Consider the following 12,626-nt stretch of genomic DNA (forward strand, 5'->3'; position numbering starts at 1 on the left):
TTACCTATTGTTTAATGAGTAGTGTTAAAATGATGACATTTTAATAAAGGTGGCATAAATGGTAAAAAAGATATTTGTAGGCTTGGTGGGCATTTTAGTAGTTATTCAATTTATAAAACCACATTTCAATAATCCAAAAATTGATGAAAGAATTGCATTGCAGGCAGATGAAAAAGTGATAAGTCTTTTGAAAAATGCCTGTTATGATTGTCATTCTGATGAAACAAAGTATCCTTGGTACCACAATGTTGCACCTATTTCTTGGGCAATGGCGGGTCATATTGACCAAGGTCGAAAAGCACTCAACTTTTCCCAATGGGCAAACATGGATGCTGATATAAGAACAATAAGAGTTAAACGCGCAAAACAACTTATTGACAATGGATTGATGCCTAAAGGAAGCTATTTATGGATGCATGAAAACGCACATTTAAAGCAAGAGGACAAAAAAATACTCGATCAATTTTTTGATCAACAATTACAACAACTCAAAAAGTCATAATTTCAAAAGTGATTGTTTTTATTTTTATACTGAAAATAAGTTGAGGATCTGTTTTCTTTGAAGTTTTTAAAGGAGTGGCCGGGAGAGAGGGATTTGAACCCCCGGAGGTATTACCCTCAACGGTTTTCAAGACCGCCGCATTAAGCCGCTCTGCCATCTCCCGACAGAAATTTTATAGATGATACATAATACAAAAGGTGGAGGCGACACCCGGATTTGAACCGGGGATCAAGGCTTTGCAGGCCCATGCCTTACCGCTTGGCTATATCGCCACCGTATTCTCTATATCGAGGTGGTGCCCGGAGCCGGATTTGAACCGGCACAGGAAAAACTCCCGAGGGATTTTAAGTCCCTTGCGTCTACCAATTTCGCCATCCGGGCAACGCATTTCTTTTTTAAAAAACTAAATGGAGCGGGAAACGAGGTTCGAACTCGCGACCCCGACCTTGGCAAGGTCGTGCTCTACCACTGAGCTATTCCCGCATCTAAAAAAGAGATGAGAGTATATCACTTTTTTTTTGTAATGTAAAGTAGTTTGTGAAAAAAGTTTACATGTACAACTTTTTTATAGCGGTTTTGCTATAATCTAAGAAAATTTTTAAGGAAGAATTGATGCGTAGTGATCAAGTCAAAAAAGGGTATAACAGAGCGCCACATAGGAGTTTGTTTCGGGCAACAGGTCTAAAAGATGAAGATTTTAACAAACCGTTCATTGGCGTAGCCAACTCTTACATTGATATTATTCCAGGGCACTTCTTCTTACATGAATATGCAGTTATCATTAAAGATGAAATTCGTAAGAACGGTTGTGTGCCATTCGAATTCAACACGATTGGTGTAGATGACGGCATCGCAATGGGGCATGATGGTATGCTTTACTCTCTGCCAAGCCGCGAACTCATTGCAAATTCGATTGAAACGATGATGAATGCACATATGTTAGATGCAATGATCTGTATTCCAAACTGCGATAAAATCGTTCCAGGTATGATTATGGGAGCGCTTCGAGTCAATGTTCCAACTGTTTTTGTCAGTGGCGGACCAATGAAGAAAGGTTACACTAAAGAGGGAGCACCGATTGATTTAACCACTGCATTTGAAGCCGTAGGTAAATTTGAAAAAGGCGATATTAACGAAGCAGAGCTTAAAGACATTGAGTGTAATGCATGTCCAAGTGGTGGTTCATGTTCGGGTATGTTTACAGCCAATAGTATGAATACACTTATGGAAGCGATGGGAATTGCACTTCCTGGAAATGGAACGATTCCTGCCTTAACCCCTGAGCGTGAAGTTCTTTTACGTGCTGCAGCGAAACGAATCTGTGAGATTGCCATTGATGATCGCTTTAAAATTCGCAATATTCTTAATGAAAAAGCAGTCCGTAATGCTTTTGCGGTAGATATGGCGATGGGTGGAAGTTCTAATACGGTTCTTCACATGTTAGCAATCGCTAAAGAAGCGGGCGTTAACTTTGCGATCAAAGATATTAATGAAATTAGTAAAAATGTTTCACATATTGCAAAAATTGCTCCTTCGCTTTCAACGGTTCATATGGAAGACATCAACAGAGCTGGGGGTGTAAGTGCGGTTATGAAAGAGGTTAGTAGACGCGACAATGGCATTTTATTTTTAGATAATTTGACAGTGACAGGTGAGAGCGTTGGTGAACGTATCGCAAATGCTGAGATTAAAGATACAACCATTATTCATACACTTGAAAATCCTTACTCAAAAGTCGGTGGTCTTGCAATTTTATTTGGTAACTTGGCACTTGAGGGCTGTGTTATTAAAACTGCAGGTATTGTCGGTGGGCGTCAGTTTGTTGGCAAGGCAGTCTGTTTTGATTCACAACAAGAAGCATTAGCTGGTATCGTAGGTGGAAAAGTGAAAAAAGGCGATGTTGTTGTTATTCGTTATGAAGGACCTCGTGGAGGACCAGGAATGCAAGAGATGCTCTCCCCTACTAGTTTAATTATGGGTATGGGACTTGGTGCTGATGTTGCACTCATTACTGATGGACGCTTTTCAGGAGCTACCAGAGGTCTTAGCATCGGTCATGTGAGTCCTGAGGCAGCCGAGGGAGGTCTGATAGGTCTTGTAAGCGATGGCGATACCATACAAATCGATGTAGATGCTTATACAATTGAAGCATTGATTGATGAAGAAGAATTAGCGCGTCGTAAAGCAGCATTTAAACCAAAAGTGAAAACAATTCAAGGTAGTTGGTTGAAACAATACCGACAGCTCGTTACAAATGCAAGCAGCGGGGCTGTGTTAAAGACTGATGCGTAATGGTTGAATTTTTTAATTTATTATTACAACATACTATTACGATGATGGCGATTGTTGATCCTTTAGGAGTGAGTGCGATTATGCTCTCCCTCCTCCCCCAAAGCACGACTAAAGAGCATATCAATAAAATTGCAGCCAAAGCGACGATGACAATCATCGTTGCTTTCTTTGTTGTTTTGCTAACAGGTAATTTTTTACTGAATCTTTTTGGTATTGAGATTGACTCGTTAAAAGTTATGGGTGGTATTATTTTACTTCTTACCGCTATTAAGATGGTACAAGGTTCTATGGAATCGAAAAGTCAGACAGAAGAAGAAAGAGAAGAAGCCATTAAAAACGATGAATTTTCGGTTATTCCCTTGGGTATACCTATTACCTTTGGCCCAGGAATTTTTGCGACGATCATTATTTTGCGTGGACATAGTGAAGGTATTAGTTCACTTGCAGCGCTTATTATTGCGTATTTGATTGTAGCTTTGAGTGTTTATCTCTCTTTTAAGAACAGTATTTACATTAGGCATTATCTAGGAATTACAGGGCAAAAAATTGTTAGTCGTTTGATGGGCCTTATTGTTGGAGCTATTGCTGTACAGTTTGTTGTGGGTGGTATTAGTACGCTTGTCAAACACTACATGTAAGAAGGACTGAGTATGAACAAAGGTGGTTGGACTTGTCCTCATGATGTTGAAGGGGTTTGCGATATTATCAAAAAAGAGTGTGATCCTGGAGATCGTGGGTGTGTTTTATATGGTAAAGCTAAATTTGCATGTGAAGATTCACCTTCTAACGAGGCCTTTGAAAAGAGAATGGAGCGCAAAATGCGCGAGATGTTAGGTGATAAACAAGAATAAATGTGAAAAGTGTGGCTTTGATAAGTACATCATAGCCACACTATGTGTTTATAATATAGATATTTAGTGTCGTATTAAAGTGTTTGTGACTGCATAAGATATACAAAGCCAACCGCACATAACACAGCATTGATAAGAGTCATAGCTATTCCAGCTTTAACAACATTTAATTTTTTCATCTTAACAGCTCCTTTTTGCATTTTCGGAATTATATGCACTTAAAACTTAAAATACAATAAATTAAATAATAATTTTTTTTCTATTGCTGTTTCGGTAACTTTTTTACACTGTATTTATGATTAAAATAATAATATTAAATATATAAATTAAGCTATTTATAATATATAAAGCAGGGCTTTTATTAGGATTTTGGCCTATATCCTATTCTAAATCCACCCCAATGACGCCCTTTAACGTAAATTGGAATAGAAATATCATGCATAATATCGCCATTTTCTCTTCGATATGTTTGAAGTAAAACGCGCTTTTCATGATTTGCACCTCTCACACCACTGTCCGTAAAAATACGTTTTGAACGATTACCAAAAAGATCTTTTTCGTAATTGCCTGTAAGTGGCGCACGCGCATTATGTGTTGAGATGTAGCCAGACTTGTGCATAGCTACAGCATAAAAAAGGTTTTGTGAATTTTCTTTCATCAAAGTATCGATGATATCGGGAAATGTTTGGTCTGAAAAAGCATCGTATGCTGTAGTAAATTTTTGAGGATTAGTATTGGCGATGGGTTTAAAATTCGTATCAAAGATAGCTTCTGTAGACAGTTTTCCATGGCTAATGGCATTTTCAAATAATGTTTCAATACGTTTTTTTGCACTTAAGCAGTGTTGGTACATGTTTTCGTGGTATTCATCCATTGCAAAAGCACTGAGATTTTCATGAGCCTCTTCTGCGCCAGAAATAATCGCTTGTGTTTGCCCTGAAATAGACTTCATCTCTTTGGTTCCTGCTTCAAGTTGTTCACTGATTTTTGAAATGGCTTCTTTAATGGTAAGAAGTTGATCACTGTTATAGTCAGAACTTTTTGCAATGGTGTCAATTTGATGCTCTATTTTTTCAGCATTACCAATAAAAAGTTTTATTTCATCACCAACGTGCTGTACGGTATGGGTTGCTCGTTCTATTTCATGCCGTAATGCTTCAATGCTGGTATATACATCGTTAGTATCTTGTTGAATTTGCTTAACAATTATAGTGACCTCGCTGGTTGATTTAGAGGTACGTTCTGCTAAGTTTCGCACTTCATCGGCAACGACAGCAAAACCACGTCCATGCTCTCCTGCTCGCGCTGCTTCTATAGCAGCATTTAATGCCAAAAGGTTGGTTTGATCGGCAATATCATCAATCACGGTTGTTACATTTTGGATAGTAATGGATTTTTCTTTAAGATCATTGACTTTGGAAGAGGCATCCGCTGATTGTATATTGATGCTATTCATGCGTGTAATTATTTCATTGAGTTCAGCAATGCTTTGTTGACTCTCTTTCATAGACAGCTTGGCAAACGATGAAGCTTCTTGCGCATTAGAGCTTACCAAATTTACGTGTTCAAAAATATTTTGAGTTGAATTTGAAATCTCTGAGATAGAGTGTGCTTTTTCTTCCAGCTTTTTAGACATAGAATCAATTGAATACATTAATTGTGCAGTTGCTATAGAGTTTTTACCAGCACTTTGTGAGTAATTTTCACTCAGATAAGTTAAAAGTGTTACTAGCTTATAGATTCTTGGAAAAATAGTATGAAGAAAAGTGTGTTTTTCTGTTACATGTAAAAATTCTTTTTGATGGGTCTCACGTAAAGTTTTATCTCTGGCATCAAATTCAGCAATGAGCTCTAATGAATGAGATAAGGGCTGAATAATAAGCTTATAGAATGTCATAATAGCTATGGTTAAAAAGATAAATAAGCCAATAATGACAATAAATGGCTCTAGTATAAACCATGTAGCTAATAATAAACCTATGGCTGAGAAAATAAAAATAGCACTGATTTTAAAAAAGTAGTGTTGAAGCATCCTGTCCCTCGACTCACATTTAAGATTAATTTATAAGGGTAACACACCAACATGATAAAAATATGAAAAAATAAAACTGTAACAAAGAAATGACTTATGAGTGTTTACTTTTGATACTTATAAAAAAAAGAGCAAAATTAAGATAAAATTTCGCATTTAAATTTTCAGGAGCGATACAGTGTCAAGTATCTCAAAATATAGCAAAATCAATAGTCTAAAATCCGTTAAAAAGTGTCTTTTCCCAGCCGCAGGCTACGGTACGCGTTTTCTTCCTGCAACCAAAGCAATGCCTAAAGAGATGTTGCCTGTTCTTACAAAACCATTGATTCAATACGGTGTCGAAGAGGCAGTGAGTGCTGGTATTGATACAATGGCTATCGTAACAGGACGTGGTAAACGTGCCATTGAAGATCACTTTGATGTCAGTTATGAATTAGAGCATCAAATCAAAGGAACCTCAAAAGAGAGTTACCTTACCGAAATTAGAAACCTTATTGACAATTGTACTTTCAGTTATACCAGACAAGTTGAGATGAAAGGTTTGGGTCATGCCATTCTTACTGGAAAAACATTGATTGGAGATGAGCCATTTGCGGTTATTTTGGCGGATGACTTATGTGACAATAACGATGACGATCCTGTCTTGAAACAAATGGTCGAAGTGTATGAAAAATACCGTTGTTGTGTTGTTGCTATTGAAGAAGTCCCTAAAGAAGAGACGAATAAATACGGCGTTATTGACGGTAAAATTGTTGATGGTAATGAATCAGTACTTCGTGTCTCTAACATGGTAGAAAAACCAGACCCTAAAGATGCGCCAACCAATTTAGCGATCATTGGACGTTACATCTTGACTCCTGATATTTTTGATGTTATTGAAAATACAAAACCTGGCAAAGGTGGGGAAATTCAAATTACTGATGCGCTTTTAGAACTAGCACGTCAAGGAAAAGTTATTGCGTATAAATTTCAAGGAAGACGTTTTGATTGTGGCTCTATTGAGGGCTTTGTTGAAGCAACAAACTACTTCCACGATAAAGCAAAATAGTTTTATTTGCAAAACCTCATAAGGTTTTTTATGAGGTTTTGCACCCTTCTCTACTTCTCTTCAAACAATGAAGATAAACCCTTTATTAGCTTAGCTTAGCTATAATCTTGCCATTAAATAATAATGAGGCGGAAGATTATGTCCAATCAGGAAACAAAGTATATTTTTATAACCGGAGGCGTTTTAAGCTCTCTTGGTAAAGGCATAGCAGCGGCGAGTATCTCTACACTTTTAAAAAATGTTGGCTTTAAAGTCAGCATTCTCAAAGCAGATCCTTACATCAACGTTGATCCTGGAACAATGAGTCCATTAGAACACGGAGAAGTGTTTGTAACCGATGATGGTGCTGAGACCGACCTTGATCTTGGTCATTACGAGCGCTTTTTAGATGAAAATCTAACCCAAGCCAACAACTTTACCACAGGTCGTGTTTACTCTTCTGTTATTGAAAAAGAAAGACGTGGAGATTACCTTGGTAAAACCATTCAAGTCATTCCTCACATTGTCGATGAGATTGCCAATCGCATTAAAGAAGCAGGTCGTGGTCAAGACATTTTGATTGTAGAGATTGGTGGAACCGTAGGTGATATCGAAGGCTTGCCTTTTTTAGAGGCGATTCGATCTCTCAAAAGTGAGCTTGGCAAACGAAGGGCTATGAATATTCATTTAACACTTGTTCCTTTTATCAAAGCAGCAGGTGAGCTTAAAACTAAACCAACGCAACACTCAGTACAAGAGCTTCGTCGTATTGGTATCACTCCAGATATGTTGATCTGTCGTTCCGAATACCCTCTTCCTAAAGAGCTTAAAAACAAATTGGCTTTTTCGTGTGGCGTTGAGCGTAATTCTGTCATCGAGTGTTTAGACGCGACAACGATTTACCAAGTGCCACTCAGTTTTCTCAAAGAGAACATTTTAGTACCGATCTCAGAGGCATTAAACTTAGGCGAGCTTACACCACATATGGATGAATGGGATCTTTTAGTCAAGCGTGTGATTGCACCTCGTGATGAGTTAATGATCGCTTTTGTCGGTAAATACCTTGATCTTAAAGAGTCGTATAAATCACTTACCGAATCGTTAATTCACGCTGGAGCAAATCTGAATGCCAAAGTGAAAATTCGTTGGGTTGATTCAGAAATGATCGAAGAAAAAGGGTGCGAAGAGATTTTATCTGATGTTGATGGCATCTTGGTTGCAGGTGGTTTTGGAGAGCGCGGTGTTGTGGGTAAAATGGCAGCTATTCGTTACGCAAGAGAGCATAAAATACCATATCTTGGTATCTGTCTTGGTATGCAACTTGCGATGATTGAATTCGCACGTAATGTTTTGAATATTGAAGATGCTAATTCGGCTGAATTTAATCCTACATGTAAAAATCCAATTATCTATTTAATCGACTCTTTTATGGATGCAAGTGGTCAAAAACAGTTACGTACCTTTCAAAGTCCATTGGGAGGTACAATGCGTTTAGGTGGCTATGAGTGTGAGACAAAACCAGACTCATTGCTACGATCTGTTTACGATGGTGCTAAAGTCATTCGTGAGCGTCACCGACACAGGTACGAAGCAAACCCTGCGTACCGCGAAGCTTTTGAAAAAGAGGGGCTTATTGTGAGTGGTGAAAGTCATGGTTTGATCGAAGCAGTGGAGCTTCAAGGTCATCCATGGTTTTTAGGCGTTCAGTTTCACCCAGAGTTTACATCACGTTTAACAAACCCTAATAAAACTATTTTAGGATTTGCGAAAGCGGCTTTAACTCAACGCCAAAATGGTTAGTTTACTAACCAAAGAGGAGATAAAACGGATTCTTCAATGTAGATTCGAGAGTGACGAATGCACTTGTTTAAACGAGATTCCTAAGCCTTCCTCTTTCAAAGATATTGCACGAGCATCAAAACGTATTGCTGATGCGATGCGAAATGGTGAACGTATTGCTATTGTGGGCGATTATGATGTTGACGGTGTGATTTCTTCGGTTATTTTAAGCCAATTCTTTGATGATCTTGGAGTGGATTACTCCTTGATTATCCCAAACCGTTTTACCGATGGGTATGGTTTAAATCCAGATATTGTGGCGAAGCTTGATGTGCATGTTATTATCACCGTCGACAATGGCATATCTGCCATTGAGGCGGCTCAAATTTGCAAAGAGCAAGGCATTGATCTGATTATTACCGATCATCATAGTATTCCTGCTGTTTTGCCTGAAGCATATGCTATTGTCAATCCTAAGCAAGAAGATTGTGCTTTTCCACACTGTGAGATTTGCGGTGCCCAAGTGGCGTGGTATTTGGTTGCTGCACTCAAAGAAGAGCTGGGTATTGAATATAATCTATCCAGTTTCTTAGATCTGCTTTGCATTGCCATTATGGCAGATATGATGGAACTTGTTGGAATGAACCGTGTTATGGTTAAAAAGGGCATTGTCGAGCTTAACCGCTCTCCTCGAGTAGCTTTTGAAGCTATAAAACAGTATTTTGGTAAAGCGACTTTAGAGGGCGATGATATTTCATTTTTAATAGCGCCTTTGATTAACAGTTCAGGGCGTATGGAAGATGCTATTTTTTCCTATGAATTTTTGAAATCAAAAAATGTGAATGATGCTTTAGCAAAGCTTGATTACATTGTCTCTCTCAATGAAGCACGCAAAGAAGAAGAGCGTCTTTTATTTGAAGCAGCGCTTCCTTACGTCAAAGAGGATTCAAATATCATCGTGGCATGGGGAGAAGAGTGGCATGAGGGTATTGTTGGGATCGTCGCTTCACGGCTCTCCAAACGCTTTAAAAAGCCTGCTATTGTTTTCTCAATTCGAGATGAGAGAGCAAAAGGAAGTGCCAGAGGCATTGGAGATGTGGATATTTTAGAATTGATTCGTTCCCAAGAATCTATTTTACTTGGATTTGGTGGACACAAAGGTGCCGCAGGTGTTTCGATTGAAATCAAGCATTTGGAACAATTTCGTACAAATTTAGAAAAAGCTTCAAGCCAGTTTACGCAAGAAGTATTGGAAGCTGACAATGACCTTTTAGGCGAAATCACTGCCGATCAGATTGATTTTGAATTGTTGGAAATTTTGGAAAATCAAGAACCATACGGCCAGAAGAATCCAAAACCAAGCTTTTTGTTACGTAATATTGCCGTAAAAGTTGATCGATTGATTGGTAAAGATGGGCAACATCTCAAGCTCATTTTACAAGAGGGAAGCAGTGCTCTTGAAGCGCTCTTTTTTAATTATGATGTGAAAGCCAAACAAGGGGATCGTCTTGATATTCTCTTTACCGTTTCACGCAATGACTATCGTGGGCTTGTGACACCTCAGTTATTAATCAAGCAAATCGTTAAAAAGTATTAGATTAATGCACCAGAGGTGCATGGGCTTTCTGCCGAAGAAACTCAGCGTAGCGTAGCTTTTTAAGTTTTACTTGAAAAGCGTGTAAGGAGTTCTGCATAGAACTCCATTAAAACTCACGACCATCTTTAACAGGTACAAAGAGACAATCACCGATTGTCTCTTTTCGTATACCCTCTTCTGTTTTAATAAAACGGGTAATAATCTGTTTATCGCCTTTTTCAATGGGTGCTACTAAAATCCCTCCAATTTTTAACTGTTCAAAAAGTTTTTGAGGCACCTCTGGCGTCGAAGCAGAAAATAAAATACGATCATAAGGAGCAAATTCTCTCCATCCATTTTGACCATCGTCAAAGCGCGTGTGTATGTTGGAAATACCCAATGTTTTAAAACGTTCACGCGCCTCTTTAAGCAATCGTTCAATACGTTCAATGGTAAAGACTCTACGAATGATTTTACTTAAAATAAGCGCTTGATAGCCACTTCCACACCCAATTTCTAAAACACTATCTGCCCCTTTGGGACTAAGAGCTTCGGTCATTTTGGCCACGGTTAAAGGTGAGCTGATCCATTGGTTGGCGACAAGAGGTAGTGCATCGAGTTTATAAGCGTGCATACTCATACCTTGAGGTACAAAAAGCTCACGTTCACTTTGGCAGAAAGCATCGTAGACATTAGGGCTAATGGGGCAGATTTTGGCAATTTCATCTGCCATTTTTTTGTGTTTTTGAAAACGTATTTTAGTGTTAAAGTGAGCCGTTTGCGGCATTATAATTAAGTCCTATGTCAAGATATCGTCGCATTTTTTTGATCTCATTCAAATCAAAAGGATGCATTATAAGGTTACAGTTGTCATCGCTGATTACATCACCAAAAGGAGAGATAATCGCACTACTTTTACCCATACTCTCATCAGCACTATTGCTGCAAAGCACATACGCTTGATTGGCAATCGCCAGTGCTGTCGTGAGTGCTTCAAAATGCTTTTTACGAAGGTTTCCCCAGTAAGCAGGTACTAAAATGAGATCGGCTCCTTTGATTTGCTCCCAAAGTTTTGGAAAGCGAAGTTCAAAGCATATCAACACAGCAATTTTTATTCCATTAACCTCGATAATACGGAGATCTTCGTCTTTTCCTGAGCTAAAATAGTGTTCTTCATCACCCAATGTGAAAAGTTTTGCTTTAGCGCGTGTATAGATAAGCTCTCCTTGGTGGAAGAGCTTAAAGTTATTCACATACCCGGTAGTTGCCTTTTCGATTAGGGTAAGCCCAAATGTTTTAGATATGGAAAGTTTTGCGAGGTTTGGAAGTATGGCAGCAGAAAATTCTGATGCTTCTTGCATTTGAGTGTAGCTGTAAGCACTTAAACAAAGTTCTGGTGCTAAAGAAATGCTCTGCGCAGGAGTTTGCTCTAAAAGAGTTTGCAAGGTTGCAAAATTCTCTTCAAAGCTTCGTCCTTCATAGGCAAATTGTAAAGCACAGAGCATTTTGTTAGAAGTCATCGAAGGAGAGACTTCCTTTACTGTAATTCGAGACATTGCCTTCAAAGAAGTTTGTTTTTTGATCATTAAATTTTGAGAAGTCATCTACCCATTTGATCGGATGATTTGCATTGTAAAGTTTCTCAAAACCAACTGCTGTTAAACGATCATCAATAAGATAGTGAATGTAGGTTTCGATGATATCGTCAGTAAAGCCCATAATTTGATTCTGGGTGATGTATTTACCCCATTCAATTTCAAGGTCGCCCGCTTTTTGGAACATATCATAGACTTTGGCTTTAAGTTCAGCTGTAAAAAGTTCAGGGCGTTCTTTTTGAACAGAGTTAATCATGTTTTGAAAGATGAGAAGATGTGTGATTTCATCGCGTTGAATAAAACGGATCATCTGAGCACTACCAAGCATTCTTCCAGCCCTTGCAAGAGCGTAAATCGCGGTGAAGCCAGAGTAGAAATAGATACCTTCTAAAATTTGGTTTGCAAACATAGCAAGAACGAGTTTTTCATCGGTGACATCACCGGCTAACTCTTCGTAAACGCTTGAAATATAGTCATTTTTACGACGCAAAACCTCATCGTGTTTTTCCATTTCATAAATGAGGTCTGTGTTGTCACAAATCGCTTCGACCATAACAGCATAAGATTTGGAGTGGTTTGCCTCTTCGTACGATTGACGTGAAAGGCACGCGTTAATCTCTGGAGCCGTGATGTAAGGGTTAATGTTATCGGTCAAGTTGTTAGTCTGGAAACTGTCCATACTGATAAGTTGTGACCAAACAAGATCATACATACGTTTTTCAGCATCGGTCAAGTTGCGGTTATAGTCGATGACATCTTTGGTGGTATCGACCTCTTTAGGAAACCATGTATTGCCTTCCATCATATCCCAAAGTTTGAGTGCCCACGTATATTTTGCTTTGGTAAAATTTAAAATTCCATGAGGATTTCCGCCAAAGACTCTGCGATCATTTAAGCTCTCATCTGAGTTTGGGTTGTAGATTTTTTTGCGCTCCACTGCTATTCCTTGTATACTTTTTTATTTTAAAATTG

General features: G+C 38.5%; 11 protein-coding genes and 4 tRNA genes. 7 read left to right on the forward strand and 8 right to left on the reverse strand.

Features of this window, described 5'->3' with window-relative positions:
- Window positions 1-58: 58 nt before the first annotated feature.
- A complete protein-coding gene (locus V7Q04_RS00325) occupies window positions 59-502 on the forward strand; it encodes a heme-binding domain-containing protein (RefSeq protein WP_333802938.1) in 444 nt (147 codons plus the stop codon).
- Between the two features lie 75 nt (window positions 503-577).
- On the opposite strand, the gene V7Q04_RS00330 is transcribed toward V7Q04_RS00325, so the two are convergent.
- From V7Q04_RS00330 to V7Q04_RS00345, 4 genes are all read right to left on the reverse strand, one after another.
- A tRNA-Ser gene (locus tag V7Q04_RS00330) sits at window positions 578-665 on the reverse strand.
- Between the two features lie 35 nt (window positions 666-700).
- Window positions 701-774 (reverse strand) — tRNA-Cys (locus V7Q04_RS00335).
- A 21-nt stretch (window positions 775-795) separates the two neighbouring features.
- A tRNA-Leu gene (locus tag V7Q04_RS00340) sits at window positions 796-883 on the reverse strand.
- A gap of 27 nt (window positions 884-910) precedes the next feature.
- Window positions 911-985: transfer RNA gene (locus V7Q04_RS00345), tRNA-Gly, on the reverse strand.
- A gap of 129 nt (window positions 986-1,114) precedes the next feature.
- Here V7Q04_RS00345 and ilvD point away from each other — a divergent pair.
- Genes ilvD through V7Q04_RS00360 form a run of 3 tightly spaced genes read left to right on the forward strand, consistent with a single transcriptional unit; the run spans window position 1,115 to window position 3,645 of the window.
- Window positions 1,115-2,794, forward strand: coding sequence for a dihydroxy-acid dehydratase (gene ilvD / locus V7Q04_RS00350; protein WP_333802939.1), 1,680 nt, complete (start codon window positions 1,115-1,117; stop codon window positions 2,792-2,794).
- Complete coding sequence (locus V7Q04_RS00355; protein WP_333802940.1) at window positions 2,794-3,432, forward strand: MarC family protein; 639 nt, start codon at window positions 2,794-2,796, stop codon at window positions 3,430-3,432. The genes ilvD and V7Q04_RS00355 overlap by 1 nt, the downstream gene beginning before the upstream one ends.
- A gap of 12 nt (window positions 3,433-3,444) precedes the next feature.
- Window positions 3,445-3,645, forward strand: coding sequence for a hypothetical protein (locus V7Q04_RS00360; protein ID WP_333802941.1), 201 nt, complete (start codon window positions 3,445-3,447; stop codon window positions 3,643-3,645).
- 361 nt (window positions 3,646-4,006) lie between these two features.
- Here the strand turns inward: V7Q04_RS00360 and V7Q04_RS00365 are convergent, their stop codons facing one another.
- Entirely contained in the window at window positions 4,007-5,677 is a 1,671-nt protein-coding gene (locus V7Q04_RS00365; protein WP_333802942.1) for a methyl-accepting chemotaxis protein, read from the reverse strand.
- 178 nt (window positions 5,678-5,855) lie between these two features.
- On the opposite strand from V7Q04_RS00365, the gene galU reads away from it, so the two are divergent.
- The 3 genes from galU to recJ all read left to right on the forward strand — a co-directional run bounded on the left by galU (window position 5,856) and on the right by recJ (window position 10,080).
- Window positions 5,856-6,725, forward strand: a complete 870-nt coding sequence (gene galU / locus V7Q04_RS00370) for a UTP--glucose-1-phosphate uridylyltransferase GalU (protein WP_333802943.1) — start codon at window positions 5,856-5,858, stop codon at window positions 6,723-6,725.
- A 138-nt stretch (window positions 6,726-6,863) separates the two neighbouring features.
- A complete protein-coding gene (locus V7Q04_RS00375) occupies window positions 6,864-8,504 on the forward strand; it encodes a CTP synthase (protein WP_333802944.1) in 1,641 nt (546 codons plus the stop codon).
- Window positions 8,497-10,080 (forward strand): single-stranded-DNA-specific exonuclease RecJ, encoded by a 1,584-nt coding sequence (recJ, locus tag V7Q04_RS00380; RefSeq protein ID WP_333802945.1) that lies wholly within the window; start codon window positions 8,497-8,499, stop codon window positions 10,078-10,080. The genes V7Q04_RS00375 and recJ overlap by 8 nt, the downstream gene beginning before the upstream one ends.
- Before the next feature lie 106 nt (window positions 10,081-10,186).
- On the opposite strand, the gene V7Q04_RS00385 is transcribed toward recJ, so the two are convergent.
- The 3 genes from V7Q04_RS00385 to V7Q04_RS00395 are packed head-to-tail and all read right to left on the reverse strand — an operon-like array spanning window position 10,187 to window position 12,591.
- Window positions 10,187-10,846 carry a protein-L-isoaspartate(D-aspartate) O-methyltransferase gene (locus V7Q04_RS00385; RefSeq protein WP_333802946.1) on the reverse strand — a complete coding sequence of 220 codons (660 nt, stop codon included), beginning with the start codon at window positions 10,844-10,846 and terminating at the stop codon, window positions 10,187-10,189.
- Window positions 10,824-11,579 (reverse strand): carbon-nitrogen hydrolase family protein, encoded by a 756-nt coding sequence (locus V7Q04_RS00390; protein ID WP_333802947.1) that lies wholly within the window; start codon window positions 11,577-11,579, stop codon window positions 10,824-10,826. The genes V7Q04_RS00385 and V7Q04_RS00390 overlap by 23 nt, the downstream gene beginning before the upstream one ends.
- Window positions 11,569-12,591 carry a ribonucleotide-diphosphate reductase subunit beta gene (locus V7Q04_RS00395; protein WP_333802948.1) on the reverse strand — a complete coding sequence of 341 codons (1,023 nt, stop codon included), beginning with the start codon at window positions 12,589-12,591 and terminating at the stop codon, window positions 11,569-11,571. The genes V7Q04_RS00390 and V7Q04_RS00395 overlap by 11 nt, the downstream gene beginning before the upstream one ends.
- Window positions 12,592-12,626 lie beyond the last annotated feature (35 nt).

Origin of the sequence: Sulfurospirillum sp., from assembly GCF_036802865.1 — a bacterium.
Taxonomy (GTDB): Bacteria; Campylobacterota; Campylobacteria; order Campylobacterales; family Sulfurospirillaceae; genus Sulfurospirillum.

Coding starts and splice junctions, on each gene's coding strand:
- V7Q04_RS00325 (WP_333802938.1), top strand. CDS start 59: ATGGTAAAAAAGATATTTGTAGGCTTGGTGGGCATTTTAGTAGTTATT.
- ilvD (WP_333802939.1), top strand. CDS start 1,115: ATGCGTAGTGATCAAGTCAAAAAAGGGTATAACAGAGCGCCACATAGG.
- V7Q04_RS00355 (WP_333802940.1), top strand. CDS start 2,794: ATGGTTGAATTTTTTAATTTATTATTACAACATACTATTACGATGATG.
- V7Q04_RS00360 (WP_333802941.1), top strand. CDS start 3,445: ATGAACAAAGGTGGTTGGACTTGTCCTCATGATGTTGAAGGGGTTTGC.
- V7Q04_RS00365 (WP_333802942.1), bottom strand. CDS start 5,677: ATGCTTCAACACTACTTTTTTAAAATCAGTGCTATTTTTATTTTCTCA.
- V7Q04_RS00375 (WP_333802944.1), top strand. CDS start 6,864: ATGTCCAATCAGGAAACAAAGTATATTTTTATAACCGGAGGCGTTTTA.
- recJ (WP_333802945.1), top strand. CDS start 8,497: ATGGTTAGTTTACTAACCAAAGAGGAGATAAAACGGATTCTTCAATGT.
- V7Q04_RS00385 (WP_333802946.1), bottom strand. CDS start 10,846: ATGCCGCAAACGGCTCACTTTAACACTAAAATACGTTTTCAAAAACAC.
- V7Q04_RS00390 (WP_333802947.1), bottom strand. CDS start 11,579: ATGACTTCTAACAAAATGCTCTGTGCTTTACAATTTGCCTATGAAGGA.